Source organism: Streptomyces sp. NPDC102467 (assembly GCF_044765445.1).
Lineage (GTDB): Bacteria > Actinomycetota > Actinomycetes > Streptomycetales > Streptomycetaceae > Streptomyces.
Map to the genome: position 1 here is coordinate 103,127 of NZ_JBIWKA010000021.1, position 25,476 is coordinate 128,602.

Consider the following 25,476-nt stretch of genomic DNA (forward strand, 5'->3'; position numbering starts at 1 on the left):
CCTCCGATTCGTCCGACTGCCCCGTAACTGCCCACTGTCCCGCCTCTCCACCGTAAACGGAGCGGGCAGGCCGAGGGTTCCATCAGAACCCCCAACCTGCCCGTAGGGAACAACCCTGAGTGCTTACGCGGGCACGATGTTCACCAGCTTCGGCGCCCGCACGATCACCTTGCGGATACCGGCGCCGTCCAGCGCGGCGACGACCTTCTCGTCGGCCAGGGCCACCTTCTCCAGCTCCTCGTCCGAGATCGACGGGGAGACCTCCAGGCGGGCCTTGACCTTGCCCTTGATCTGTACGACGCAGGTCACGGCCTCGTCGACGACGTACGCGGGGTCGGCGACGGGGAAGTCCCGGTGGACGACCGAGTCGGTGTGGCCCAGCTTGCGCCACAGCTCCTCGGCGACGTGCGGGGCCAGCGGCGCGACCAGCAGCACCAGTCGCTCGGCGACCGAGCGCGGCAGGGCGCCCCCCGCCTTGGTCAGGTGGTTGTTCAGTTCGGTGACCTTGGCGATGGCGGTGTTGCAGCGCATGCCCTCCAGGTCGCCGCGGACCCCGTCGATCGCCTTGTGCAGGGCGCGCAGCGTGGCCGGGTCGATCTCCGCCTCGGGCACGTCGACCACGGTGACCTCACCGGTCGCCTCGTCGATCATGTTGCGCCACAGGCGCTGCAGCAGGCGGAACTGGCCGACCACCGCGCGCGTGTCCCACGGCCGCGACACGTCCAGCGGGCCCATCGCCATCTCGTACAGGCGCAGCGTGTCCGCACCGTACTCGGCGCAGATCTCGTCCGGCGTGACCGCGTTCTTCAGGGACTTGCCCATCTTGCCCAGCAGGCGCGAGACCTTCTCGCCCTCGAACCAGAACGCGCCGTCGCGCTCCTCCACCTCGGCCGCCGGTACGGCGATGCCGCGCGCGTCCCTGTAGACGTAGGCCTGGATCATGCCCTGGTTGAACAGCTTGTGGAACGGCTCGGCCGACGAGATGTGGCCCAGGTCGAACAGCACCTTCGACCAGAAGCGCGCGTACAGCAGGTGCAGCACAGCGTGCTCGGCACCGCCCACATACAGGTCGACGCCTCCGGTGGGCATGCCCTCACGGGGGCCCATCCAGTACTGCTCGACGTCCGGGTCGACCAGCTTGTCGCTGTTGTGCGGGTCCAGGTAACGCAGCTCGTACCAGCACGAGCCGGCCCAGTTGGGCATGGTGTTGGTCTCGCGGCGGTACTTCTGCGGCCCACGGCCGTCGCCCAGGTCCAGGGTGACGTGGACCCACTCGTCGTTGCGCGACAGCGGCGTCTCGGGCTGCGTGTCGGCGTCGTCCGGGTCGAACGTGCGCGGACTGTAGTCCTCGACCTCCGGCAGCTCCAGCGGCAGCATCGACTCGGGCAGCGCGTGGGCGATGCCGTCCTCGTCGTAGACGATCGGGAAGGGCTCGCCCCAGTAGCGCTGCCGGCTGAACAGCCAGTCGCGCAGCCGGAAGTTGACGGTGCCGTGGCCGATGCCCTCGCGCTCCAGCCACTCGGTCATCCGCGCCTTGGCGTCGGCGACGCCCAGGCCGTCCAGGCTGATGTGCTCGCCCGTGGAGTTGACCAGCTTCGCCTCGTACGCGACGAACGCGTCGTCCCACGTGGCGGGGTCGGTGCCGCGATCGTCGGAGGGCTCGACCACGCAGCGCATCGGCAGCTCGAAGGCGCGCGCGAAGGCGAAGTCGCGGACGTCGTGCGCCGGTACGGCCATGATCGCGCCGGTGCCGTAGCCCATCAGTACGTAGTCGGCGATGAAGACCGGGACCTGCTCGCCGCTGACCGGGTTGATCGCGTACGCGCCGGTGAAGACGCCGGTCTTGTCCTTGGCGTCGGCCTGGCGCTCCACGTCGGACTTGGAGGCGGCCTGCTTGCGGTACGCGGCGACGGCCTCGGCGGGCGTCGCGTGGCCGCCCGTCCACACGTCGTGGGTGCCCTCGGGCCAGGCGGCCGGGGCGATCCGGTCCACCAGGTCGTGCTCGGGCGCCAGCACCATGTAGGTGGCGCCGAACAGAGTGTCCTGGCGGGTCGAGAAGACGGTGATCGCCTCCGCGCCGGACCCGGAGCCGGACGGCACCTCGAAGTCGATACGAGCGCCTTCGGAGCGGCCGATCCAGTTGCGCTGCTGCAGCTTGATCGCCTCGGGCCAGTCCAGGCCGTCCAGGTCGTCCAGCAGGCGGTCCGCGTACGAGGTGATGCGCATGTTCCACTGGCGCAGCTTCGCCTTGAAGACGGGGAAGTTTCCGCGCTCGGAGCGACCGTCGGCGGTGACCTCCTCGTTGGCCAGGACGGTGCCCAGGCCCGGCGCCCAGTTCACGGGAGCGTCGGAGGCGTACGCCAGGCGGTACCCGCTCAGGACGTCGGCCCGCTCGGCGTTGCTCAGCCCGGTCCAGGATCGGCCGCCGTCGACGGCGCGCTCACCGGTCTCGAACTGCTCGACCAGCTCGGCGATCGGACGTGCCTTCTTCAGGTCGTCGTCGTACCAGGAGTTGAAGATCTGCAGGAAGATCCACTGCGTCCACTTGTAGTACTCCGGGTCGATCGTGGCGAACGACCGGCGCTTGTCGTGGCCCAGGCCCAGACGGCGCAGCTGGACCTTCATGTTCTCCATGTTGGCCTCGGTCGACGTGCGCGGGTGGGTGCCCGTCTGCACGGCGTACTGCTCGGCCGGCAGGCCGAACGCGTCGAAGCCCAGGGTGTGCAGCACGTTGTGCCCGGTCATGCGCTGGTAGCGCGCATAGACGTCCGTGGCGATGTAGCCCAGCGGGTGACCTACGTGCAGGCCCGCACCCGAGGGGTAGGGGAACATGTCCATGACGAACTTCTTGGGCCGGGCGGCGATCGCCCTGGCCGCCTCGGACTCCCCGGCCAGGTCACCGGTCGGGTTGGGCGCCTCGTACGTGCCGTGGGCGTCCCAGAAGTCCTGCCAGCGTGCCTCGATGTCGGCAGCCATGGCCGCCGTGTAGCGGTGCGGTGCGACCGCCGCCTCGGAAACGGCGGCGGTATTCGTCTCGCTCATGATCCTCAAAGCTCCATCGATCGTCTCTGCCGGCTGCCAGTGCTCGGGAAATGAAAAAGCCCCTCGCACAGGAGGGGACGCCGCGCCGATGCCGACCACACGCGCGAAGGCGGGTCGGTACTGATCAGCGCGGCTCACTAAGCAGAAGGCGTACGGCACGCATGGCGTCAGGGTACCGCAGCCCCCGCGCGGGCCGCGAGGGGCTTCCACGCGCCCCACCCATGGCCAAGGGTTACTCCGCGTACCGCCTGCTATCGGGGCAACACAAATACCGGGCTTCCTCTAGATAACGGCGAGATAACTCAAACCTCGTACTGGCTGGTATTCATCGACCTAGAGTGCGGGCTGTGGGTCCACTGTGCCGAACCTTTCGGAGTCGCCCCCCATGAACCCTCGAACCCCTCACTCTCTGAACTCCCCTCGCTCGCCCAGGAGTTCACGCACCAGCGCACGCACCAGCGCACGCCTGACTTCACGTATAACGCCACGCACCATCGGAAGCAGCCGCCGCGCGACCACGGGGGTGTTGAGCGCGGCGGTCCTCCTGCTCATACCCGTGATCGTGGTCGTCGGGAGCGACGCCTTCAGAGCGGCGCTCGACTTCACCACGGGTGTGCTGTCCCTGGTCTCCCTCACGGCATCCGTCGTGTGGGGCCTGGTCGCCTCCGACCGCCTGTTCCTGACCTCCAGGCAGCGACTGCTCGCCCAGGGCGTCCACCGGGTCACCGCGATCGCCTCGCTGGGTTTTCTGCTGCTGCACGTCAGCGTGAAGGTGGCGCTGGCCCATGTGACCGTCATCGGGGCGCTGATCCCCTTCGGGGCGGGCGTCGCGGGCAGCAGCGGGCTGATCGGCCTCGGCGTCCTCGCCGGGCTCCTCCTGGTGACCACGGGCATCACCGGGGCGTTGCGCAGTTCCATGGCGTCCCCGGCGGGCCTCGCCGCACGCTGGCGCGCGACCCACATGCTCGCCTACCCGGCGTGGTGCATGGCCCTGATGCACGGCCTGTATGCGGGCCGGCCGCCCAAGACGTACGTGGTGGTCCTGTACTGCCTGTGTCTGCTCGCGGTCGCCGGCGCGGTGAGCCTGCGGGCCGCTCCTCGCCCGGTCAAGCTCAAAGTGGCGGCCCGGATCCTCGCCTTCCTGGATCCGGGACCGCGCGCGCCCCGTGACATCCCGCGCGAGACGGCCCGTGACGTGACCGAACAACCGCTGCCCGCAACCGAGGCCCCGGCCCGCCCCTCACCGGCGCCCGCCGGGGTCGGCTTCGCGGCCGCCTACCGCGCCGTCTCCGCCACCGCGACCCCGCGCAGCGAGGCACCCACTTCTTCGCTCCCCTACACGGAGCCCCTGCAGACCACATACGTGGAGCCGACATACGTAGAGCCAACGTATGTGGAGCCCGCATACGTAGAGCCAACATACGGAGAGTCCGCATACGGAGAGCCTGCGCCCACCCAGCGCTGGCCCGCCCCCTCTCCCCCGCCGCTGGCCGAGGCCCCGCCCTCCTCGTACGACCCCGCGTACGACACGCCTTACGGGGGCGTCCCCTCGTACGGCGTCCCCTCGCACGACACCGCATACGAGAACAGCGGCTCGCAGGAAGTCCCGTACGACGGCCGGTACGCGGCCGACGAGTCACCCACCGAACCGCTCCCCGGCCCTTTCCAGGCCCCTCCGTCGGGTGAGCCCTGGACCACGCCCTCCGGAGGCCCGCAGTGAACACGGCGCTGCCCGACGTCCCGGAGGTCCGCGTCGTCGGTCTTCCCCAGCTCACCGCGGGGTTCGACCTCGTGGAGCGACTCGACCTCGACATGCACCTCAAGGTGCACGGCCCGCTGGAACCCATGGCGGGCGAGTCGCTCGCACAGCTGGCCCAGGCGGTGTCGCTGCGCGGCAGGGGCGGCGCCGGCTTCCCGTTCGCCAAGAAGCTGCGCGCGGTCGCCGAGTCGGCGATCCGGCGCGGCGTACGCCCTGTGGTCGTCGTCAACGGAAGCGAGGACGAGCCCGCCTGCCGCAAGGACACCGTGCTGATCAACCGGGCCCCCCACCTGATCCTGGACGGCGCTCTTCTAGTCGCCGAGGCACTGGGCGCGCGCACGCTCGTCGTGGGCGTGACCCGCGACTCCACGGAAGCCTCGATGCAGGCGGCCCTCGCCGAGCGCGGCCTGTCGAACCGGCGCAACGCACCCCTACGCGCGCGCGTGCAGCGCAATCCGGTGCGCATGGTCACCGGGGAGTCGTCCGCCCTGATCCGCTCGGCGGACGGCGGGCCGCCGATGCCGCCCGGCCGCAAGGTACGGGCCTCCGACTCCGGGGTGGGCGGCGCCCCCACGCTCCTGTCGAACGCGGAGACGTTCGCCCAGCTCGCCGTCGCCGCCCGCACGGGCCCGGAACGCTACTGCCGCACCGGCCTGCACGACGAGCCCGGCACGGTCCTGCTGACCCTCTCCGGCGCCGTCACGCGGCCGATGGTCCTGGAGGTGCCCTCCGGCGTCCCGCTGCGCTACGTCCTCCAGCTCGCGGGCGCTCCCCCGCTCCCCCAGGGCGTCCTCACGGGCGGCTACCACGGCAAGTGGCTGGACGGGCTCGGCGCGCAGGACGCCATCGTCTCCCGCGCCTCATTGGAGGCGAGCGGCGGCGCTCTGGGCGCGGGCGCGATCCTGCCCATCGGCCAGGACACCTGTCCGCTCGGCGAAGCGCTACGGGTGGCGCAGTGGCTGGCCTCGGAGAGCGCGGGCCAGTGCGGGCCCTGCTACCTAGGTCTGCCCGCGGCGGCGCGCGGCCTGGAGGACGTCCTGAACGGCGGCGGGCCCACCGCTCTGGAGGCGCTGCGCGAGGTCACCCGCGCGGTGAAGCGGCGCGGGGCGTGCAAGCACCCCGACGGTTCGGCGGCGTTCATCGAGTCGACGATCTCCGCGTTCACGGACGACCTGGCGGCGCACGTCCTGGGCGCCGGGTGCGGTCGCCCGGTGCTCGGGGTGCTGCCGCTGCACACGGAGGCGCCGGCCGGGGCGGCCCCCAGCGGCAAGCGGCTCGCCGTCGACTGGACGCTGTGCCGGGGCCACGGCCTGTGCGCGGACATCGTGCCGGAGCTGATCCAGCTGGGCCCTGACGGCTACCCGGCGGTCGCGGACGCGGCGGTGCCGCGCTACTCCGAGGCGAACGCGGTACGCGCGGTACGCCGCTGCCCGGCGCTGGCCCTGCGCCTGGAGGAGGACGCGGCGGCGCTGCCCGCCCGGCCCGCACTCCCGCCCGCGCTTCCGCCGGGCCGCAGCCGCGCCCGCAGGTAGACACCTTCGGACGGCTTCCGGGACAGACGAAAGCGGGCCATCCGATGGGATGGCCCGCTTTCAACTCTTGTGGAGCTAAGGAGAATTGAACTCCTGACCTCCTGCATGCCATGCAGGCGCTCTACCAACTGAGCTATAGCCCCGTGCCTTGGTCCGCCAGGTTTTCCTGTCGGTTTCCCCGGCGGCGTCGCCAACATTACACGGTCACCCAGGTGCATCACCAACTCGATTCCCATCTGACCCGCTCTATGGAGAAACCGGAAGGAAACGACCACTAGGGTCCCCTGACGTGACCGTGCTCGTCCTGCCCCGCACCCATCGCCGTGTGCCCGCAGCCCTGGCCGTCTGTCTGCTCTCCTTCGTGAGCTTCTGGATCGCCCAGCGCGCCGCCCATGTCTCGATGATCGATTTGATGGTCTACAGAGCGGAGGGCGCGACCGTAAGAGCGGGCGGCGACCTGTATGCGCTGCGCACCACGCATGCCCGACTGCCCACCACGTACCCGCCGTTCGCCGCGCTGCTGTTCACCCCGCTGACGCTGCTGGACGTCACCACCATGCGGGCCGCGGCGACCGTGGCGAACCTCGCCCTTCTTGTCGCCTTCGCGCATCTGTCCCTGCGTCTCGTGGGGCGCCGCGCGCGCGTGGAGCAGGGCTTGTGGGTGGCGGCGGGCGCCGTGTGGTGCGAGCCGGTGTGGACGACACTGCGCTACGGGCAGGTCAATCTCCTGCTGGCCGTGCTGGTCCTGTGGGATCTGACACGGCGGCCGGGCCACCGCTGGGCGGGCGTGGGCATCGGAGTGGCGGCCGCGATCAAGCTGACGCCGGCCCTGTTCGCCGTCTTTCTGGTGTGTACGGGGATCACGCTGGCCGTGACCGGGAGGGGCGCCTGGCGGCCGTGGCTGCGGCAGGCGTGCGTGGCGGGATGTGCGTTCGTCGGCGCCACGACACTGGCCGCCGTGGCCCTGCCGTACGACTCCCGCCTCTTCTGGACCCGGATGGTCTTCGAGGCGGGCCGGGTGGGGCACGCCGAGGACACCGCCAACCAGTCGCTGCGCGGCGTCCTGGCCCGGCTGCTGCACACCGGCGACCCCAGCCCGTGGTGGGCCCTCGGCGCCGCCGTGACGGGCGCTCTCGGCCTCGCGGTCGCCGTCGCCGCGGCGCTGCGAGGCCGGCGGGCCCAGGCAGTGGTGGCGTGCGCCACGACGGCGCTCCTGGTCAGTCCGGTCTCCTGGTCCCACCACTGGGTGTGGTGCGTACCCCTGGTCCTCCTGGTTCGAGAGTCCGGCCGCGGACGCACCGCCGCCGTGCTGGCGGCGCTGTTCTGCTCGTACGCACTGTGGTGGGTGCCGCACGGCCAGGGCAGGCTCGAACTGCACCAGAACGGTGGGCAATTGGCTCTGTCGGCGCTCTACGTAGGCGTGGCGTACGCCTTCTTGATGTACTCCGGGTTCAGGCTCTGGCGAACGAGTAGAACCGCTTGAGGGTGCAGTGCTCGTCGAGGAGTCGGCCGTAGATCGGCTCGCCCTCCAGCTCCCGATACGTCTCGATCGGGTCGCCCTTTATGATCAGCGCCCGCGCGCACTCCTCGCACCAGTACTGGTAGTCCGGGTTCACCGGCTCCATGTCGCGCACGATGGGCGTACCGCTGCCGCACCAATCGCACTTCCTCCTGTGTGACCCCATGTCGATCTGCTCAGCTCCAGCTGTGGCCGCAGGCCGTGCACACGTACGAGATCCCACCGTTGTCACCCAGCATCTGGGCGACGTGGAAGGAACCGCAGGACGGACAGTTGAGCAGGACATCTATGACGAGGAGAGCATCACCGGAAGAACGGGACGGGGGCGGGGGCTCGACAAGTGGCACTGCCACGCCGAGGAGGCGGTCGGCCTCCTCATTGATGCTCAAGGGCATCGTGCACTCCCTCCCGTCGGGCCGTCTTCGTCGGTCGGACGCAGCCCCCTTCCGGTCGTCCGATTCTGCCACGGCCGGAGCAATACGGTCAGCGACGCCTGCGTACCAGTCCGGATACGGCACCCAGGGCAGCCGCTCCGGCCAGCGCATAAGCGCTTACCAGCAGCGCGTCCGCGGAGGTATACGCCCCGAAGGCCCCTGATGCCTCAAAGCGGTTGAGGAAAGGTGTCCCGGGGGCGGCCGCGCCGAGGAGCCGGCCGACGGGGAAGGCCGCGCGCGGACAACGAAAAATCCCGCCCCTGACGGGACGGGATCTTCGGCACCTGTGAACGAACCTGTACAACAGGAACTTCTGTGGAGCTAAGGAGAATTGAACTCCTGACCTCCTGCATGCCATGCAGGCGCTCTACCAACTGAGCTATAGCCCCGCGCCGCGATCTTCTCGCGGTCCTTCTCACTGTTCTTCTCGCCGGTTTTCCCGGCGGCCCGAACAAGAAGAACTTTAGCTTGCGACCTGCCCGAAAGTGAAATCCGGTCCCCGCGGCCCGCGGGGACCGGATCAGTCGTCGTCGCCGAGGACGGGCTCGGGCAGTGTGCCCGCGTTGTGCTCGAGCAGCCGCCAGCCGCGCGCGCCCTCGCCGAGGACGGACCAGCAGCAGTTCGACAGACCCCCGAGTCCCTCCCAGTGCCGGGACTCAAGACCCAGGAGGCGACCGATCGTGGTGCGGATGGTGCCGCCGTGGCTGACCACGACGAGCAGGCCGTCGTCCGGCAGCTTGTCCGCGTGCCGCAGCACGACGGGCGCCGCCCGGTCGGCGACCTCGGTCTCCAGCTCGCCCCCGCCACGGCGCACCGGCTCGCCGCGCTTCCACGCGGCGTACTGCTCGCCGTACCGGGCGATGATCTCGTCGTGCGTGAGGCCCTGCCAGTCACCGGCGTACGTCTCCCGCAGCCCCTCGTCGTACGTGGCGTCGAGACCGGTCAGGGCGGTCAGCTCGGCGGCGGTGGCGGCGGCCCGCTGAAGGTCGGAGGCCACGATGGCGTCCGGCTTCAGCGAGGCGAGCAGGCGCGCGGCCCGGCGCGCCTGGGCGACACCGGTCTCGGTCAGCTCGATGTCCGTGCTGCCCTGGAAGCGGCGCTCCAGGTTCCAGGACGTCTGGCCGTGCCGCCACAGGACGACGCGGCGGCCCCGCTGGGAGGAGCCGCTGGTCAAAGGACCTCACCGCCGAGTTCGCGGATGTCCTCCGCTTCCGCCGCGGCCTGCTCGCGCTGGGAGTGCTCGGCGCCCTTGCCGCGGGTGGCCTTGGCGTCGGCCGGCAGGTCGAGCTCGGGGCAGTCCTTCCACAGCCGCTCGAGGGCGTAGAAGACACGCTCCTCGCTGTGCTGGACGTGGACGACGATGTCGACGTAGTCGAGCAGGATCCAGCGGGCGTCGCGGTCGCCCTCGCGGCGGACCGGCTTGCTGCCGAGCTGCTTGTTCAGCTGCTCCTCGATCGCGTCGACGATCGACTTGACCTGGCGGTCGTTGGGCGCCGAGGCGAGCAGGAAGGCGTCCGTGATGGACAGCACGTCGCTGACGTCGTAGGCGATGATGTCGTGCGCGAGCTTGTCGGCAGCCGCCTGTGCGGCGACGGTGATGAGCTCGATGGAACGGTCAGTGGCGGTCACTACATGGCTTTCCGTCGGCGGTCAGAAACCCCCGAGATATCCGTGCCGGGGGTACCTCAAGGGTCTCACGGACCGCCGGATGGCCTCACTGCGTTCCTGGTGACCCCGGTGCGCGGAGAATCCGCGCCGGGTCCGGGGTCACCAGGAGGGTCACTTGCCGGTGTAGTCCTGGCCGAGGACGACGGCCACGTCCGCGTTGGCCGCGGCCTTGTTCTTCCGCACCGCCGAGGTCGGCAGGCCGAGCGTCTTGGCCACCTCGACCGCGTCCTGCTTGCGGGCGTCGTCGGCGTAGGTGACCTGCGACGCGGCCGCCGCGGTCCCGGTGCCGCCCTCAACGAAGGTGTAGCCGCCGTTGACCAGGGCGACGCGGGCCTTCTCGGTGCGGGCCTTGTCGCCGGTGGCGTTCTTGATGGCGACGCGCAGCGAGTCGCCCTTGGCGGGGGCCTTGACGGTGCCGCCGAGGACGTCCTTCACCACGGAGTTCGCGGCGGCCTCGGAGAGGGTGCCGCTCTGCTGGACCGGCAGCAGGGCGGTCTTGTAGTCGCCCTCCTTGGCGTGGTCGGCGAGCTTGGCGAGGAACGCGCCGAGGTCCTTCTCCGTCAGCGACGGGTCGAGGATCTGGGCGAGCGTCTGCACGGTGGTCGTCGCGGCCTGCGGGTCGGACGACAGCTTGCGCAGCACGCCCTGCATGACCTGCCCGAACCGCATGAGCTGCGCCGTCTCGGCCTCGCCCTTGGCCTGGTACGTGGCGTAGGCGACGGCCGCCGCGCCGCCGAGGGTCTGGGCCTCGCCCTTGTGGACGAGGAACGTGCCCTTCTTGGCCGGGTCGGGGACGTCCGTGTTCGTGTCGATGTCGATGTTGCCGACGAGCTCGACGAGGTTGTTGAGGTAGGGGGTGTCGAGCCGCCAGGTGCCCTCGACGTCCGTGCCGAGCAGGGTGTCGATCGAGCCGCTGGTGCCGGAGGAGCCGTCGTCGTCGACGGACTTGCCGAGCGTGGTGGCCGTGCCGTCGTCGTCCGTCAGGGCAAGGGAGTTGGGCAGCAGCACGGTGCTGCCCTGCTTGGTCGTGGCGTTGTTGACGAGCAGCGCCGACGAGGTGCCGCCGCCCTTGGTGTTGTGCAGGTGGACGACGATGACGTCCCGGTTCTGCGGACCGGTCGCGGCCGCGCCGCCCGCCTTCGCGTCGTCCTTGGACAGGAACGGCAGCTTGTTCGCGTACCAGAGGTAGCCGACGCCGCCGACCAGGCACAGGGCGAGTACGACGACGAGGGCGACGACCCGGTTGCGGCCGCGCCGCTTGGCCTCCCCGCGCCGCTCACTGCGCGACTCGGTGAACGCCAGCCAGTCGATGACGTCTTCGGAGTTCTCGTCCGGCTCCTCCACGAAGGAGAACTGCTCGGTGCGGTAGTCGCGGTCCTGCTGCGACGCGCGGGCCTGCCGCTCGGGTTCCTGCGGCGGCGGCGCCTGCTGCGGAATGTAGGCGGTGGACTGCTCGGTCTGCTGAGGCGCTTGCTGAGGCGGGTGATGCTGAGGCGCGCGATGCGACTGCTGAGGCATCTGATGCGCCTGTTGGGGCACCTGGTGCGTCTGCTGGGGCTGGTGCGTCTGCTGGGTGGCCCGGGGCTGCTCACCGGTCCCGGCGGCCTGCCCGTACGGGTCGTAGGTCCCGGCTCCGTACGGGTCGTAGGAGTGCGCGGGCCGCTGCGGCGGAGCCGGCGGCACCGGCTGCTGCTGCCCGGTCGCATACGGGTCGTAGCCGTATCCGTACCCCGGGCCCGCCGCGTTCTGCTCGTACGACGGCGCCTGCTGGACCTGCCGGTACACCGGCTGGCCGAACTCGTCGTAGCCGACCAGCTCGTATTCATCGTTGCGCTGGTCGTAACCGTCGTAGCGGTCGTTCACCGATGCCCCTCTCGGCGGTGCAGGGTCATTCGCCTCGGTACAGCTGGCGCTTGTCGATGTAGCGCACCACACCGTCCGGCACCATGTACCAGATGGGGTCTCCCTTGGCGACCCTGTCCCGGCAGTCCGTGGACGAGATCGCGAGAGCCGGCACCTCGACGAGCGAGACACCGCCCTCCGGGAGGCCCGGGTCGGTGAGCGGATGTCCGGGCCGGGTGACGCCGATGAAGTGTGCCAGGGAGAAGAGCTCTTCGGTGTAACGCCAGGTGAGGATCTGACCCAGGGCGTCCGCACCTGTGATGAAGAAGAGGTCCGTTTCCGGATTGAGCGCACGCAGATCGCGCAGGGTGTCCGTGGTGTACGTCGGGCCGCCGCGGTCGAGGTCGATGCGGCTCACCGAGAACTGCGGGTTCTCGGCGGTCGCGATGACCGTCATCAGATAACGGTCCTCGGCCGGTGAGACCTGCTTGTCGCTCTTCTGCCACGGCTTCCCGGTCGGCACGAACACCACCTCGTCGAGGTGGAACTGCGCGGCGACCTCACTGGCCGCCACCAGGTGTCCGTGGTGGATCGGGTCGAACGTTCCGCCCATGACGCCGAGACGTCGCTTGGCGGGTGACACCCACTCGTGATCCGGGCCGCCGGCCGGGCTGTTGACCGGGCCGGTAGGCATGTCCTGCGCTCCCATGCGTGCAGAGCCTACTGGCCCGATCGGAGTGGTCCGCGCCCCCGGCTCAGCGGTCGCGGTTGAAGCGGGTCACGATCCACAGCAGCAGAAGCAGGATGACGAAGGCGCCGCCACCGGTCACTAGGGGGCTGAGGCTCTCGTGGTTGCCGCCGTGCTCGCCGCCCTCGGCGGCGAGAGTGGCCAGCTGGGCAGCGGTGCTTGGCAGGGTCATCGTCAGCAGGACCTATCCGGTGTGGGATCGGGATAAAGACTTCCGGCCCATCGTAAGCGGGGGTGCTCGCGGCACTCACGCCGACTCTGCCGTACGGGTCCAAATCCTCGGATCAGTCGTCGGAGGAGTCGTCGCGCTTGTAGCCGCGCAGCAGGAACCAGGCCATGAAGAGGGCGCCGAGCACGCCGACGACGATCACGATGCGCAACAGGTTCCCTGGGCCCTGGCCGGACGCGGCGGCATTGACGATGTGCCCGAGTCCGGCGGCGCCGGTGTGGTGATCCATCACGGTTCGCTCCTTCTGTGTGCTGCCCCGCCACGGTATCTCCGCCTAATGTGGATCCCGCCTTGGGGGCACAACCGAACCACACCGGCATGCCAGCAACATGCCATCGACATGCCATCGACATGGGGGGCCGCATGCCCGACGTACCGAACGAGCAGCACGAGAACGTACCCAGCAGGCAGCGCAGGCGCTTCCCGGGAATCTCCTCGCGGGCGTACGAGCACCCCGCGGACCGCTCGGCCCTGGTGGCGCTGCGCAAGCTCACCGGGTTCGACACCGTCTTCAAGGCACTGAGCGGTCTGCTGCCGGAGCGCAGCCTGCGTCTGCTGTTCCTGTCGGACTCCGTGCGCGTCTCGGACGAGCAGTTCGCGCACCTCAACTCGATGCTGCGGGACGCCTGTTACATCCTGGACCTGGAGAAGGTCCCGCCGATGTACGTCAACCAGGACCCGCAGCCGAACGCGATGTGCATCGGCCTGGACGAGCCGATCATCGTCGTCACCACCGGTCTGGTGGAGCTGCTCGACGAGGAGGAGATGCGGGCGGTCGTCGGCCACGAGGTGGGCCACGCGCTGTCCGGGCACTCGGTCTACCGGACGATACTGCTCTTCCTGACCAGCCTCGCGCTGCGGGTGGCGTGGATCCCGCTCGGCAACCTCGCGATCATGGCGATCGTGACGGCGCTGCGCGAGTGGTTCCGCAAGTCCGAACTCTCCGCGGACCGCGCCGGGTTGCTGGTCGGCCAGGACCTGCAGTCCTCGATGCGCGGCCTGATGAAGATCGCGGGCGGCAACCATCTGCACGAGATGAACGTGGACGCGTTCCTCAAGCAGGCCGAGGAGTACGAGGCCGGGGGCGATCTGCGCGACTCCGTGCTGAAGATCCTGAACGTGATGCCGCGCTCCCACCCCTTCACGACGGTGCGGGCCGCGGAGCTGAAGAAGTGGGCGGAGTCGCGTGACTTCCAGCGCCTCATGGACGGCCACTACCCGCGCCGCACCGAGGACAAGGAGACCTCGGTGACCGACTCCTTCCGGGAGTCCGCCGCGCACTACACCGACCACGTCAAGAACTCGAAGGACCCGCTGATGAAGCTGGTCAGCGACATCGCGGGCGGCGCGGGCGACCTGGGCGGCCGGGTGAAGCGCGGCTTCGGCGGCTTCGGCAACGGGGGCGGTGGCAACACCGGCAACCACGGCGCTCAGGACGACCCCGGCGAGAGCTGAGACAGCGCGCTGTCAGACGGACGGCTGGGCGCTCGGTGCGAGCGCGCCGCACAGCGCGGTCGCACCGCCCGTCGCGTACGGGTCGGTGCCCGCCGGGCCGTCCTTCTTCGCCGTCTCTCCGGCGAGCAGCGGGTGCAGCCGCTCGGCGGCGTCCACGGAGCAGGAGAGCGGGCCCGCCTGGAGGTAGGACACGAGCAGTTCGGCCTGGTGGTTGCGCAGGTCCTCGCGGTCGAAGCGGAAGTGCAGCTCGCGGCGGACCGTGAACAGGGAGGCCCGCGCCCTGTCGCCGGCGGCGGTGCCGACGGGGCGCAGCGCGTACACGAAGGTGTGGTCGGAGGTCACTTCGAGGGAGTCCGTGTCGGTCTCGGCGGCGTGCAGCGTGCCCTGGACGCGGATGTGCGGGTCGGCGAGCTCTGCCTGTGCCGGGTCGAAGCGGACGAGCCAGCCGGTCGCCGCGTGCCGCCCGTCCACGACGGGCTGGTCGAAGCTCTGGTCGAACTGGTCGAGCTGCTGCGGGTCGACGAGCATGCGCACGCTCCTGACCGCTCCCCCGGTGAGCACGTCGGGGTCGAGCGAGGAGTCGACGAGGTAGTCCTTGACGGTGGTCAGCGCGGCGACGACCTGGCTGTCGGAGAAGTGCGCGGTGCGGCGGACGGGGGTCGGCAGCGCGATGCCGTCGGCGGCGGTGCGGAACCGGGCGGCGGGGCTGTGCTCGTACAGGTCGTGGACGGAAGCGGCGCCCGGGACCGCCCCGGTCGGGGCGAGCGGGATCACGGTCATCCGCAGCGGTTCGCCGTGCCGGGCGACGGCGGTCGTGCGGTACGGGCTGCGCACGCCCATGTAGATCGCGGTGCCGAAGGCGATGACGATCAGGACGACGAGTATGACGGCCTGCCTGGTCAGGCCACGGCGCAGCGCGGGCGTGCGGCGCACGGCGGGCGCGTGGTCGGAGATCCGCTCCTGCGCCGAGAACTCCTGGAGGCGGGCAGCCCGGACGAACGACTCGTCGAACACGACGGATCGGTACTCGTCGTCGCTTGCGCCGCCACCGCCTGGTCCGCCTTCCGGTGGCCCCTCCGGTGGGTCCACTGGCCCGCCCATACCTTCAGGGTAGGTCTCCTGGACCTCCGGTAAACGCCCTGGTGCACGACAACTTCCGACAGCGCCCCGCGCGGACGGTCCGCAGCCGCTCAGGGCGTCCGCGGGACCGCGGAAACCGCCGGCTGGGAATAGTCCGCCGAGGCGGAGGGCACGCTCGGGACGCTCTTCTCCAACTCCGTCGTCGCGGGCGGCGGAACCCGGTCCTGGCGGCCCGCGGCGGCGCCCCGGTAGACGGCCGTGAAGGCCAGGGCGACCATGCCGATGCCCATGAGCAGGGCCAGGGCCCAGGCGATGGGCCTGCGCCAGCGGACCATGCTCGCGTGCGCTCCGGCCCTGCCGTCGGCCTCAAGGCCTTCCTCGTACAGGCCGTCGGCGTCGTCCGGCACGTGGCCGAACCGGCTCGCGTCGGCCGCCCCGAACCCTTCGCCGTCGTCGTAGAAGTCGTCGTCGGGGCCGCGGCGGGTGCGCGCCCTGCGGGCCTCGGCCTCCTGGGCCTCGGCGCGCGCCTGGGCGGCGGCGAGCAGCCGCTCCACCGCGGTGGGCTCATGGACTTCGGCGGCCTTCACGAAGTCCTCGTCGAAGACCACGGAGGCGAACTCTTCGTCCCAGCCCCCGCGGTCGTGGTCGTCGTCGGGCTCCCAGCCGTCCGGGAACGGCGCGCCCCCCACGTCCTCCGGCACCTGTCCAGAGTAGACCTGAGGGGTCATTTTGGGCAGACGGTAAGGGAATTCACCCCACAAGACATTGCTTAACGGGTGTGGCCGTCGCCCGTGACGATGTACTTGGTGCTCGTCAGTTCCGGGAGCCCCATCGGACCGCGGGCGTGCAGCTTCTGCGTGGAGATGCCGATCTCGGCGCCGAAGCCGAACTGGCCGCCGTCGGTGAAGCGGGTGGAGGCGTTGACCGCGACGGTCGTGGAGTCGACGAGCTGGGTGAAGCGGCGGGCGGCCTGCTGGGAGGTGGTGACGATGGCCTCCGTGTGCCCGGAGGACCAGAGCCGGATGTGCTCGACGGCCTTGTCGAGGTCGTCGACGACGGCGGCCGCGATGTCGTACGAGAGGTACTCGGTCTCCCAGTCGTCGTGGGTCGCCTCGACGACGGTGGCCTTGGACCGGTCGGCGTAGGCGAGGATCCGCGGGTCGGCGTGGACGGTGACGCCCGCGTCGGCGAGCGCGTCCAGGGCGCGCGGCACGAACGCGTCGGCGATGTCCTGGTGGACGAGGAGCGTCTCGGCGGCGTTGCAGACGGAGGGGCGCTGGGCCTTGGAGTTGACGAGGATGTCGACGGCCATGTCGAGGTCCGTGTCGGCGTCGACGTACACGTGGCAGTTGCCGGTGCCGGTCTCGATCACGGGCACGATCGAGTTCTCCACGACGTTCTTGATGAGGGAGGCGCCGCCGCGCGGGATGAGGACGTCGACGAGGCCGCGGGCGCGCATGAGTTCGGTGACCGAGTCGCGGCTCTCGCCGGGCACGAGCTGGATGGCGTCGGCGGGCAGGCCGCTGCCGCCGACGGCGTCGCGCAGCACGCGCACGAGCGCGGTGTTCGAGGCGTACGCGGAGGAACTGCCGCGCAGGAGTACGGCGTTGCCCGACTTGAGGCAGAGGGCGGCGGCGTCGACCGTGACGTTCGGGCGGGCTTCGTAGATGATGCCGACGACGCCGAGCGGGACTCGGACCTGGCGCAGGTCGATCCCGTTCGGCAGGGTGTTGCCGCGGACGACCGTGCCGACCGGGTCGGGCAGGGCGATGACGTCGCGTACGTCGGAGGCGATGGCGCGGACCCGCTCGGGGGTCAGGGTCAGCCGGTCGATGATCGACTCGCTGGTGCCGGCCTCGCGGGCGCGGGCGATGTCCTCGGCGTTGGCCTCGACGATCTCGGCGGTGCGGACCTCGAGGGCGTCGGCGATGGCGGCGAGCGCGTCGTCCTTCTCCGCGCGCGGCAGCGGGGCGAGGTCGTTGGCGGCGGCGCGGGCGCGGTAGGCGACCCGGGTGACCGGGGTCATCGAGTCGTACGGGTTGAGCGAAGGCGACGTCATGCTCCGCAGGGTAACGGGGGACGGGCGGGCGTCCAGGTCCTGTTCCGGAGGCTGAGACATGGCCGAAAGCTGCAGGTTCGGCGGCGATTCGGGCCGTCGGAGGTTTGAGGACGGACCGGGAAACAGACCTGGGAAGCAGGCCTCAGAAAGGGTGCACGCCCACCGGGGTCGCGGGAAGCGGGCCATAACCCTCCGCGATGCGGTGGTGATAGGTCTGGCGGTCGATGACCTCCAGGCCGACGATCTCCCAGGGCGGCAGCTGCGACGTCTGGCGGTGCTCGCCCCACAGGCGCAACGCCACGGCCGCCGCGTCGTGCAGGTCGCGGGCCTCTTCCCAGTAGCGGATCTCCGCATGGTCGACGGCATAGCGGCTGGTCAGCAGGAAGGGGTGGTCGTGAGCAAGTTGTTCGAGGCCCCGGCGGACCTCCGCGAGGGGGGCCTCGGCGCCCGAGACGCTGAGCGTGATGTGCCACAGGCGGGGTCCCTCTTCGGCCATCGGCCCGGCGTCGGAGCCGAAGTCGCCCGCGGTCCCCTCGTCGTACGCGTCCCCGGCAGCCACGCTGGTCAGTGCCCGCTCCGCCGACCCTCGGGGCGTCGCCCCCGGGCGCGCTCGTCTCACGACGGCCTCCTTTGCGCAATGGTCGTGCGGAACTTCCCTGCATGAGGTCCCTGCATCAAGAGTTGAGCAGGACACGAGACGCCGTGGGGTGGTTTTGAGGAAGGTCCCCCTCGGGTGGCAGGCTTTCGGCCGATTGCACAACGGTTTCGAAGGCAGACGGGCACGGATCACGCCCTGAGGAGGACCAGATCGTCCCTGTGTACGACTTCTCGTTCGTAGGCGGGGCCGAGGTCGCGGGCGAGCTCCCGGGTGGAGCGGCCGATCAGCTGGGGGATCTCCTTCGCGTCGAAGTTGACCAGGCCGCGGGCGACCGCACGGCCGCTCCCGTCGCGCAGTTCGACGGGGTCGCCCGCGCTGAACTCGCCCTCCACGGCGGCGATCCCGGCCGGCAGCAGTGAGGTCCGCCGCTCGACCACGGCCCGTACGGCACCGTCGTCCAGAGTGATCGCGCCGCGCGGAGTGGACGCGTGCTGGAGCCACAGCAGCCGGTCCGCGCTGCGCCGGCCCGTGCGGTGGAAGTACGTGCCGGTGTCGCGGGCGGCGAGGGCGTCGGCGACGTGGCTGGCGCTGGTGAGGACGACGGGGATACCGGCCGCGGCCGCGATCGAGGCGGCCTCGACCTTGGTGACCATGCCGCCGGTGCCGACGCCCGCCTTGCCGGCGCTGCCGATCTTGACGTGCGCGATGTCGGCGGGGCCGCGCACCTCGGCGACGCGGGAGCTGCCGGGCCTGCTCGGGTCGCCGTCGTAGAGGCCGTCCACGTCGGAGAGGAGAACCAGCAGGTCGGCGTGGACGAGGTGGGCGACAAGGGCGGCGAGCCGGTCGTTGTCGCCGAAGCGGATCTCGTCGGTGGCGACCGTGTCGTTCTCGTTGACGACGGGGAAGGCGCCCATCGCGAGGAGCTGGTCGACGGTGCGCGAGGCGTTGCGGTGGTGGGTGCGGCGTGCCATGTCGTCGCTGGTGAGCAGGAGCTGCCCGACGCGGACGCCGTAGCGGGCGAAGGACGCGGTGTAGCGCGCCACCAGGAGGCCCTGTCCCACGCTCGCCGCGGCCTGCTGGCGGGCGAGGTCCTTGGGGCGGCGGGTCAGGCCGAGCGGGGCGAGCCCGGCGGCGATGGCGCCGGAGGAGACGAGGACGATCTCCCGCTCCCCGCCGGAGCGCTGCTTCGCCAGGACGTCGACGAGGGCGTCGACGCGGTCCGCGTCCAGGCCCCCCGCGGCCGTGGTGAGCGATGACGATCCGACCTTGACCACGATCCGGCGCGCTTCCGCCACGCCCTGCCGTGCCCCACGTGTTGCCCCTGACATGCTCAGCAATCTACGTGACGTGACCAGCCGGACGCTCTCGGGTTTCGAGGAGCGGACAACACCCCCGGACACCGGGCCCTGACGGGAATTTGGTCCCTCGGGTTCCATGTCCTTTGCCCCTTTATCGGGTGATTGCCCTCACGGAGGATTGCTACGGGACCTCTGAAAGTCATACGGTCAGTGGTCAGTCTCTTCACCGAGGTGGATCACCCCCACGCTCCCCCTCCCTGATCCCCTCCTACTTCCTGCCAGGAGCCCAGCCCGTGCCCTCCGCCGGACTTGCCCCGCGCCGCATCGTGCAGCTCTCCACGCTGTTCGCGATGTTCGCGCTATATGTGGCCCAGCTCGTCAGCGCGTCCCTTCCGTACGTTCCGGTGTTCGTCGCCGCGAGCGCGGCCGGTCTCGCCCTCGACACGTATATGCAGTACAAGCAGCCGGGCCTGCTGACCCTCCTGGGCAAGGTGCGCTTCGACGTCACCGTGCGGCAGCTGCTGCGCGACATGCTGATCCTCGTCGGCCTGCTGCGCATCGACGGCATCGAGCCGCTGGGCGAGCAGGCGCCGCTGCTGTTCGCGCTGCTGGCCGTGTACGTGCTGCACTTCGGCTGCCAGGCCGCCGCGGTCCTGGTGCGCCGCACCCGCACGCTGCCGATCCTCACGCGCAACATCGACGCCTCGGCGCTGCGGCTGTCCGCCGCCCCGCCGCGCATCCTGGCCCGCCGCTCCAGCCACCGGATGCTGACCTTCTCGATCCCGGCCACCGTCGGCCTGCTGATCACGGCCGCGACGACCGACGCGATCTGGGGCGGCATCGGCATCGGCGTCTCGATCGTCCTGTTCGGCGGCGGCACGCTGTACCTGGCCACCTGGCTGCTGCCCAAGAAGCGGGCGCTGAGCGAGGCGAAGGTCATGGCGTGGCTGGACAAGTGGCTGGCGAACTACAAGCCGACCGTGGCCATGTACTTCTCGGGCGGCACCACCTCCGCGTACCAGGCGAACATGTGGCTCTCCACGCTCGCCGACGTGGACGGCAGGCCGCTGATCGTGCTGCGCGAGCGCTTCATGGTGAACAAGATCGACGCCACCGACGTGCCGATCATCTGCTTCCCGAAGGTCGCCTCGATGTTCTCCCTGGAGAACTCGACGCTGAAGATGATGCTGCACCCGGCGAACGCGGCGAAGACCTCGCAGGTGCTGCGCATCCCGACGGTCAAGCACGCGTTCATCAACCACGGCGAGTCCGACAAGCTCTCGTCCTGCAACCCGTACGCGAAGGCCTACGACGAGGTGTGGGTGGCGGGCCCCGCGGCCCGCGAGCGCTACCAGCTGGCCGATGTCGGCGTCGAGGACAAGGACGTCGTCGAGGTGGGCCGCCCGCAGCTGGCCCCGATCACGGTCGGCACGGGCCCCGCTAAGGGTGCGTTCACCAATGTCCTGTACGCCCCCACGTGGGAGGGCTGGGACGGCAACCCCGGGAACACCTCGGTGATCCTGGCCGGCGAGAACATCGTGCGGCACCTGCTCGCCGACGACCGGGTGCGGCTGATCTACAAGCCGCACCCGATGACCGGTTCGCAGGTCCCCGCCGCGGGTGCCGCCAACGCGCGCATCATGGCGATGATCCGCGAGGCCAACACCCGCCGCTCAGGCGCCCGCCCCGGCCCCGAGGCCGCCGCCGAGCTGACGCGCAGTGCCGCGGCGCTCGACAAGCTGACCTCCACGTCGTTCCGCACCAGCGCCGACGAGATGGAGAAGATGCTGCTGCAGGGCCGCCCCGACGGTGACCGGCAGGCCGCCGTGGCCGAGGCGACGGCGGCGTGGGAGCAGGCCTACTGGGCCTCGTTCCCCGAGTGGGAGCACCTGATCGTCACCGAGGCCCGCCCCGCGATCTTCACCTGCTTCAACCAGGCCGACGTGCTCGTCTCCGACGTCTCCTCGGTCGTCTCCGACTGGCTGGCCGGCGAGAAGCCGTACGCCGTCGCGAACACCTCGGGCCTGTCGGAGGCGGATTTCCGCACCGGTTTCCCGACAGTGAGCGCCGCCACGATCCTGGCACCCGACGCGAAGGGCGTACCCGGCCTTCTCGCGGCCGTTCGCGGCGAGAGCGAGGATGTGTACGCCGAGGCGCGTCTGGAGCTCAAGGAGCACCTCCTGGGCCCCTCGGACCCGCCGTCCATCGACCGTTTCAACGCGGGCGTGGCCGCCCTGTGCGCCCGCGCCGACGAGCGCCGCGTGCGGATGGCCGCGCGCGGCGACGCGGAGATCCCCGCGCAGCGTGAGGACTCCGTGGAGGAGCAGGTGGCCGACGCGCTGGCGGCGGAGGCCGCTCCGGAGTCGGAGGACGTCACCGCGTAGCGCCTGCCGCGCGCGGACATGAGGAAGGGCCCGGGAGATTTCTCCCGGGCCCTTCCTCATTCACCACCAGCCGGCATGACCAGAGGCCGGCATGAACCACAAGCCAGATTTAGAAGGGCTTGAAGTCGTCGTACTCCTTGTCCGCCTCGTCCCGCTCCGCCTGCTTGTCACGGCGGCGCTGGGTGGCCGGACGCGGCTCGTCCATGCGGTGGTCCTCGCCACGACGGCCGAGCATCTCGGCGCCCGCCAGCACGGTGGGCTCCCAGTCGAAGACGACCGCGTTGTCCTCGGGGCCGATGGCGACGCCGTCACCACTGCGGGCACCGGCCTTCATCAGCTGGTCCTCCACACCGAGGCGGCTGAGGCGGTCGGCGAGGTAGCCGACGGCCTCGTCGTTGCTGAAGTCGGTCTGGCGCACCCAGCGCTCCGGCTTCTCGCCGCGCACCCGGAACAGGGGCTCACCGTCGACGTCCTCGCGGACCACGGTGAAGCCCGAGTCGTCCACGGCCTGCGGGCGGATGACGATGCGGGTCGCCTCCTCCTTCGGCTTCGCGGCGCGGGCGGAGCCCACCAGCTCGGCGAGCGCGAACGACAGCTCCTTGAGGCCCTTGTGGGCGACGGCCGACACCTCGAAGACGCGGTAGCCGCGCGCCTCCAGGTCGGGGCGGACCATCTCGGCGAGGTCCTGGCCGTCGGGCACGTCGATCTTGTTGAGGACGACCATCCGCGGCCGGTTCTCCAGGCCCGCGCCGTACTCCCGCAGCTCGGTCTCGATGACGTCGAGGTCGGAGACGGGGTCACGGTCGGACTCCAGGGTCGCCGTGTCGAGTACGTGCACGAGGACCGAGCACCGCTCGACGTGGCGCAGGAACTCGAGGCCGAGGCCCTTGCCCTGGCTGGCGCCGGGGATCAGGCCGGGCACGTCGGCGATCGTGTAGACCGTCGCTCCGGCCGTGACGACGCCGAGGTTCGGGACCAGCGTCGTGAAGGGGTAGTCGGCGATCTTCGGCTTGGCGGCCGAGAGCACCGAGATGAGCGAGGACTTGCCGGCGCTCGGGTAGCCCACCAGGGCGACGTCGGCGACGGTCTTCAGCTCGAGGACGACGTCGCGCAGGTCGCCGGGGACGCCGAGCAGCGCGAAGCCGGGGGCCTTGCGGCGGGCCGAGGCGAGGGCCGCGTTGCCGAGGCCGCCGCGGCCGCCCTGGGCTGCGACGAAGGTCGTGCCCTGGCCGACGAGGTCCGCCAGGACGTTGCCCTGCTTGTCGAGGACGACCGTGCCGTCGGGGACGGGCAGGACCAGGTCCTCACCGTTCTTGCCGGAGCGGTTGCCGCCCTCGCCGGGCTTGCCGGGGGTGGCCTTGCGGTGCGGGGAGTGGTGGTAGTCGAGGAGCGTCGTCACCGCCTGGTCCACGACCAGGATGACGTCGCCGCCATGGCCGCCGTTGCCGCCGTCCGGGCCGCCGAGCGGCTTGAACTTCTCACGGTGAACGGAGGCACAGCCGTGGCCCCCGCTACCCGCGGCGACATGCAGCTCGACGCGGTCCACGAAGGTGGTCATTGGTCAGTGCCTCCAGAAACGTACGGGGATTACTACTGCGTGCTGTGTTCATTAACAACACGCGAAAGGCGGACCCGCTTCCCCAGGAGGGAAGTGAGGTCCGCCTCGCGAAAGAACTGGTCAGAACGCCTTTCAGGCGGCGACCGGAACGATGTTCACGACCTTGCGGCCACGGTGGGTACCGAACTCCACCGCACCGGCGTCGAGCGCGAACAGCGTGTCGTCCTTGCCACGACCCACACCGTTGCCGGGGTGGAAGTGGGTGCCGCGCTGGCGGACCAGGATCTCACCGGCGTTGACGGTCTGACCGCCGAAGCGCTTCACGCCGAGCCGCTGAGCATTGGAGTCGCGCCCGTTCCGAGTGGACGATGCGCCCTTCTTGTGTGCCATGTCTCAGTCCCTTACTTCGCAGCCGCGGGGATCTCAGTGACCTTGATCGCCGTGTACTGCTGGCGGTGGCCCTGACGACGGCGGTAACCGGTCTTGTTCTTGTAGCGAAGGATGTCGATCTTCGCGCCCTTGTGGTGGTCCACGACCTCGGCCTGCACCTTGATCCCGGCCAGCACCCACGGGTCGCTGGTCACGGCGTCGCCGTCGACAACGAGCAGCGTAGAGAGCTCTACGGTGTCGCCAACCTTGGCGGTGGGAAGCTTGTCAACCTCAACGATGTCGTCGACAGCAACCTTGTGCTGACGACCACCGCTGCGCACGATGGCGTACACGGATCTCTCTTTTCGCTCGGAACGGGACCCCCGCAGTCCAGCCGCACGAGGCGGCCTCTCCGGTCGGTCCCAGAGGGACGCGTCCGGAGGAGAAGTAGGTTTACGGGAGTGCGGCGTCTCGATGGACACGCCGACGGTCCAGGTTACGGGTCAGCCCTGAGAAGGGTCAAACCGGCCCCGGACCGGACGCCTCACGCCGTCTTCACCTCACCGTCCTGCGGCAGGACCTTGACGCCCTTGCACAGGTTCGTGTTGTCGCTCGTTCCCGGGTACGCCACGTTCCACACGTTGGCGAAGTGGGCCCGGTACGTGTCGTGCACGGAGTCGTCGTCGATCTTGACGTACGCCTCGTCGTTCTCGCGCAGCGCCGGGCCCGAGGCGTTCTGCGAGCCGGTGAACGTGATCTTGTTGCGCGCGCCGTCGTACCAGCCGTCGATCGCCACGTACTTGGTGTGGATGATGAACGGCGTCGTGAGCTTGCTGCCCGGGTGCAGCGGATCCCGGTCGTCGTTGTAGCAGCGCGCGGGCGGGGCGCCCGTGGCGTTCATCGTCTTCCAGGTGCCGGCGTCGGCGGTGGCGTACTCGATGCTGACCGTGCAGCCCGCCTTCTTCAGCGCGACCAGCTTGTCGGCGATGGCCTGCCGGGTGATCTGGAAGATCGCGGCCCGCACGATGGTGCTGCGCTTCACACCGCCCGCGTCCTTGTAGGTGCAGGAGACGTTGTTGAGCGCCGAGTACAGCGTGTCCGTCGAGTTGGTGGTGCCGGCCCGCGGGAAGAAGTACGCCTTGTAGTGGCCGTTGCTGACCGTGCGGTAGTCCCAGTCCTTCCACAGCTTGGCGGCCATGTCGTCGAAGTAGTCCGAGTAGGCCCCGTACAGAACCCGGTTGTTGGGCAGTTGCAGCGCATCGTTGAAGAACTTCGTGCTCGCGGATGGTGTCGAGTTCGACGTGGTCTGCACGACGACGTTCGTGGCGCCCTCGACGGCCGAGAACAGCCAGAACTTGTTGTGCATGATCGACTTGCCGAACTTGGGGTCGCCCAGGCAGGACTTGTCGGTGGGGCACAGCGTCACGTACGACCGGCTCGTCGTGCTGGTGCCCAGGGCCGCCTTCAGCCGGCCGTACACCACGTTGTCGGGGCGGTCCTTCACGCTGGACGAGTCGAGCACGATCTGCACGTTCACACCGCGGTTCCTGGCGGCCACCAGCGCGTCGGAGACCGTGGTCTCCCACACGTGGTAGACGGCGACCTTGATGTACGAACCGGGCAGCGCCGCGTTCGTCAGATCGATGAGGCGCGTACGGATCGCGTACTGCTGCTCGGTGGTGCCCAGCGGGTCGTTGAAGAGGGGCCCCTCGGTCCAGGTCCGCGCCTCATCGGCCGACGCGGTGCCCGCGGAGAGTCCCGCCTGCAGCCCGGCCGCCGAGAGCACCGTGGCCAGCGCCACCGCCTGCCGCCCGGCCCTGGCCGGCTTCACGGCCCGGTGTCGGCCAGCACCTCTGAGACGCACGTGCGCCATCGCCACCCCTCCCCTGGCACGGGCACCCG

24 protein-coding genes and 2 tRNA genes are annotated in these 25,476 nt (G+C 70.2%); 5 read left to right on the top strand and 21 right to left on the bottom strand.

Translation table 11 applies throughout. From position 1 onward, the window contains the following. Positions 1–123: 123 nt before the first annotated feature. Positions 124–3,042, bottom strand: coding sequence for a leucine--tRNA ligase (gene leuS / locus ACIREE_RS35920; RefSeq protein WP_404162070.1), 2,919 nt, complete (start codon positions 3,040–3,042; stop codon positions 124–126). A gap of 402 nt (positions 3,043–3,444) precedes the next feature. Then, positions 3,445–3,594 (bottom strand): hypothetical protein, encoded by a 150-nt coding sequence (locus ACIREE_RS35925; RefSeq protein ID WP_404162073.1) that lies wholly within the window; start codon positions 3,592–3,594, stop codon positions 3,445–3,447. Positions 3,595–3,598: 4 nt separating this feature from the next. On the opposite strand from ACIREE_RS35925, the gene ACIREE_RS35930 reads away from it, so the two are divergent. Then, positions 3,599–4,762 carry a cytochrome b/b6 domain-containing protein gene (locus ACIREE_RS35930; RefSeq protein WP_404162076.1) on the top strand — a complete coding sequence of 388 codons (1,164 nt, stop codon included), beginning with the start codon at positions 3,599–3,601 and terminating at the stop codon, positions 4,760–4,762. Next, positions 4,759–6,333, top strand: coding sequence for an NADH-ubiquinone oxidoreductase-F iron-sulfur binding region domain-containing protein (locus ACIREE_RS35935; RefSeq protein WP_404162079.1), 1,575 nt, complete (start codon positions 4,759–4,761; stop codon positions 6,331–6,333). Before ACIREE_RS35930 ends, ACIREE_RS35935 begins: the two co-directional genes overlap by 4 nt. 70 nt (positions 6,334–6,403) lie before the next feature. Here ACIREE_RS35935 and ACIREE_RS35940 read toward each other — a convergent pair. Continuing rightward, a tRNA-Ala gene (locus ACIREE_RS35940) sits at positions 6,404–6,476 on the bottom strand. Positions 6,477–6,622: 146 nt separating this feature from the next. Between ACIREE_RS35940 and ACIREE_RS35945 the strand changes: the two genes are divergently transcribed. Further along, positions 6,623–7,816: a glycosyltransferase 87 family protein gene (locus tag ACIREE_RS35945; protein WP_404162082.1), complete on the top strand. Its 1,194-nt coding sequence runs from the start codon at positions 6,623–6,625 to the stop codon at positions 7,814–7,816. Here the strand turns inward: ACIREE_RS35945 and ACIREE_RS35950 are convergent. The 9 genes from ACIREE_RS35950 to ACIREE_RS35990 all read right to left on the bottom strand — a co-directional run bounded on the left by ACIREE_RS35950 (position 7,785) and on the right by ACIREE_RS35990 (position 13,002). Next, positions 7,785–8,018 (bottom strand): hypothetical protein, encoded by a 234-nt coding sequence (locus ACIREE_RS35950; RefSeq protein ID WP_356493193.1) that lies wholly within the window; start codon positions 8,016–8,018, stop codon positions 7,785–7,787. The genes ACIREE_RS35945 and ACIREE_RS35950 overlap by 32 nt on opposite strands. Positions 8,019–8,028: 10 nt before the next feature. Beyond that, on the bottom strand, positions 8,029–8,247 hold the full coding sequence (locus tag ACIREE_RS35955; RefSeq protein WP_404162085.1) for a hypothetical protein: 219 nt from the start codon (positions 8,245–8,247) through the stop codon (positions 8,029–8,031). A 355-nt stretch (positions 8,248–8,602) separates the two neighbouring features. After that, positions 8,603–8,675 (bottom strand) — tRNA-Ala (locus tag ACIREE_RS35960). Between the two features lie 131 nt (positions 8,676–8,806). Beyond that, complete coding sequence (locus ACIREE_RS35965) at positions 8,807–9,460, bottom strand: histidine phosphatase family protein (protein ID WP_404162088.1); 654 nt, start codon at positions 9,458–9,460, stop codon at positions 8,807–8,809. Continuing rightward, positions 9,457–9,915 (bottom strand): ribosome silencing factor, encoded by a 459-nt coding sequence (gene rsfS, locus ACIREE_RS35970; RefSeq protein WP_404162091.1) that lies wholly within the window; start codon positions 9,913–9,915, stop codon positions 9,457–9,459. Before rsfS ends, ACIREE_RS35965 begins: the two co-directional genes overlap by 4 nt. Positions 9,916–10,065: 150 nt before the next feature. Beyond that, complete coding sequence (locus tag ACIREE_RS35975) at positions 10,066–11,817, bottom strand: LCP family protein (protein WP_404162094.1); 1,752 nt, start codon at positions 11,815–11,817, stop codon at positions 10,066–10,068. A 25-nt stretch (positions 11,818–11,842) separates the two neighbouring features. Continuing rightward, positions 11,843–12,505 carry a nicotinate-nucleotide adenylyltransferase gene (gene nadD / locus ACIREE_RS35980; RefSeq protein WP_404162097.1) on the bottom strand — a complete coding sequence of 221 codons (663 nt, stop codon included), beginning with the start codon at positions 12,503–12,505 and terminating at the stop codon, positions 11,843–11,845. Positions 12,506–12,551: 46 nt separating this feature from the next. Continuing rightward, positions 12,552–12,716, bottom strand: a complete 165-nt coding sequence (locus tag ACIREE_RS35985; protein ID WP_404162100.1) for a hypothetical protein — start codon at positions 12,714–12,716, stop codon at positions 12,552–12,554. Positions 12,717–12,828: 112 nt separating this feature from the next. Continuing rightward, a complete protein-coding gene (locus ACIREE_RS35990) occupies positions 12,829–13,002 on the bottom strand; it encodes a hypothetical protein (RefSeq protein ID WP_404162103.1) in 174 nt (57 codons plus the stop codon). Between the two features lie 134 nt (positions 13,003–13,136). Between ACIREE_RS35990 and ACIREE_RS35995 the strand changes: the two genes are divergently transcribed. Further along, positions 13,137–14,228 carry a M48 family metallopeptidase gene (locus ACIREE_RS35995; protein WP_404162106.1) on the top strand — a complete coding sequence of 364 codons (1,092 nt, stop codon included), beginning with the start codon at positions 13,137–13,139 and terminating at the stop codon, positions 14,226–14,228. A gap of 12 nt (positions 14,229–14,240) precedes the next feature. Here ACIREE_RS35995 and ACIREE_RS36000 read toward each other — a convergent pair whose 3' ends face one another. From ACIREE_RS36000 to proB, 5 genes are all read right to left on the bottom strand, one after another. Beyond that, on the bottom strand, positions 14,241–15,329 hold the full coding sequence (locus ACIREE_RS36000) for a hypothetical protein (protein WP_404162109.1): 1,089 nt from the start codon (positions 15,327–15,329) through the stop codon (positions 14,241–14,243). An 89-nt stretch (positions 15,330–15,418) separates the two neighbouring features. Next, positions 15,419–16,036 carry a hypothetical protein gene (locus ACIREE_RS36005; protein WP_404162112.1) on the bottom strand — a complete coding sequence of 206 codons (618 nt, stop codon included), beginning with the start codon at positions 16,034–16,036 and terminating at the stop codon, positions 15,419–15,421. 41 nt (positions 16,037–16,077) lie between these two features. Further along, positions 16,078–17,367 carry a glutamate-5-semialdehyde dehydrogenase gene (locus tag ACIREE_RS36010; protein WP_404162115.1) on the bottom strand — a complete coding sequence of 430 codons (1,290 nt, stop codon included), beginning with the start codon at positions 17,365–17,367 and terminating at the stop codon, positions 16,078–16,080. A 142-nt stretch (positions 17,368–17,509) separates the two neighbouring features. Next, complete coding sequence (locus ACIREE_RS36015; RefSeq protein WP_404162118.1) at positions 17,510–17,986, bottom strand: hypothetical protein; 477 nt, start codon at positions 17,984–17,986, stop codon at positions 17,510–17,512. A gap of 167 nt (positions 17,987–18,153) precedes the next feature. Further along, positions 18,154–19,293 carry a glutamate 5-kinase gene (proB, locus tag ACIREE_RS36020; protein ID WP_404162121.1) on the bottom strand — a complete coding sequence of 380 codons (1,140 nt, stop codon included), beginning with the start codon at positions 19,291–19,293 and terminating at the stop codon, positions 18,154–18,156. A gap of 263 nt (positions 19,294–19,556) precedes the next feature. On the opposite strand from proB, the gene ACIREE_RS36025 reads away from it, so the two are divergent. After that, entirely contained in the window at positions 19,557–21,647 is a 2,091-nt protein-coding gene (locus tag ACIREE_RS36025) for a hypothetical protein (RefSeq protein WP_404162123.1), read from the top strand. 109 nt (positions 21,648–21,756) lie between these two features. On the opposite strand, the gene obgE is transcribed toward ACIREE_RS36025, so the two are convergent. The 4 genes from obgE to ACIREE_RS36045 form a co-directional block, all read right to left on the bottom strand. After that, positions 21,757–23,205 carry a GTPase ObgE gene (obgE, locus tag ACIREE_RS36030; RefSeq protein WP_404162126.1) on the bottom strand — a complete coding sequence of 483 codons (1,449 nt, stop codon included), beginning with the start codon at positions 23,203–23,205 and terminating at the stop codon, positions 21,757–21,759. Between the two features lie 132 nt (positions 23,206–23,337). Beyond that, positions 23,338–23,595: a 50S ribosomal protein L27 gene (gene rpmA, locus ACIREE_RS36035; RefSeq protein ID WP_026245994.1), complete on the bottom strand. Its 258-nt coding sequence runs from the start codon at positions 23,593–23,595 to the stop codon at positions 23,338–23,340. Positions 23,596–23,606: 11 nt separating this feature from the next. Beyond that, entirely contained in the window at positions 23,607–23,927 is a 321-nt protein-coding gene (gene rplU / locus ACIREE_RS36040; protein ID WP_324772180.1) for a 50S ribosomal protein L21, read from the bottom strand. Between the two features lie 191 nt (positions 23,928–24,118). Beyond that, positions 24,119–25,447, bottom strand: a complete 1,329-nt coding sequence (locus ACIREE_RS36045; RefSeq protein WP_404162129.1) for a phospholipase D-like domain-containing protein — start codon at positions 25,445–25,447, stop codon at positions 24,119–24,121. Positions 25,448–25,476 lie beyond the last annotated feature (29 nt).

Excerpts from the sequence above, each read along its gene's own strand:
- ACIREE_RS35990 (WP_404162103.1), bottom strand. The coding sequence starts at position 13,002 with ATGGATCACCACACCGGCGCCGCCGGACTCGGGCACATCGTCAATGCC.
- ACIREE_RS35950 (WP_356493193.1), bottom strand. The coding sequence starts at position 8,018 with ATGGGGTCACACAGGAGGAAGTGCGATTGGTGCGGCAGCGGTACGCCC.
- ACIREE_RS36005 (WP_404162112.1), bottom strand. The coding sequence starts at position 16,036 with ATGACCCCTCAGGTCTACTCTGGACAGGTGCCGGAGGACGTGGGGGGC.
- nadD (WP_404162097.1), bottom strand. The coding sequence starts at position 12,505 with ATGGGAGCGCAGGACATGCCTACCGGCCCGGTCAACAGCCCGGCCGGC.
- ACIREE_RS36000 (WP_404162109.1), bottom strand. The coding sequence starts at position 15,329 with ATGGGCGGGCCAGTGGACCCACCGGAGGGGCCACCGGAAGGCGGACCA.
- leuS (WP_404162070.1), bottom strand. The coding sequence starts at position 3,042 with ATGAGCGAGACGAATACCGCCGCCGTTTCCGAGGCGGCGGTCGCACCG.
- ACIREE_RS35955 (WP_404162085.1), bottom strand. The coding sequence starts at position 8,247 with ATGCCCTTGAGCATCAATGAGGAGGCCGACCGCCTCCTCGGCGTGGCA.
- rpmA (WP_026245994.1), bottom strand. The coding sequence starts at position 23,595 with ATGGCACACAAGAAGGGCGCATCGTCCACTCGGAACGGGCGCGACTCC.
- ACIREE_RS36045 (WP_404162129.1), bottom strand. The coding sequence starts at position 25,447 with ATGGCGCACGTGCGTCTCAGAGGTGCTGGCCGACACCGGGCCGTGAAG.
- obgE (WP_404162126.1), bottom strand. The coding sequence starts at position 23,205 with ATGACCACCTTCGTGGACCGCGTCGAGCTGCATGTCGCCGCGGGTAGC.
- proB (WP_404162121.1), bottom strand. The coding sequence starts at position 19,293 with ATGTCAGGGGCAACACGTGGGGCACGGCAGGGCGTGGCGGAAGCGCGC.
- ACIREE_RS35925 (WP_404162073.1), bottom strand. The coding sequence starts at position 3,594 with ATGAGCAGGAGGACCGCCGCGCTCAACACCCCCGTGGTCGCGCGGCGG.
- ACIREE_RS35995 (WP_404162106.1), top strand. The coding sequence starts at position 13,137 with ATGCCCGACGTACCGAACGAGCAGCACGAGAACGTACCCAGCAGGCAG.
- ACIREE_RS36010 (WP_404162115.1), bottom strand. The coding sequence starts at position 17,367 with ATGACGTCGCCTTCGCTCAACCCGTACGACTCGATGACCCCGGTCACC.
- ACIREE_RS35985 (WP_404162100.1), bottom strand. The coding sequence starts at position 12,716 with ATGACCCTGCCAAGCACCGCTGCCCAGCTGGCCACTCTCGCCGCCGAG.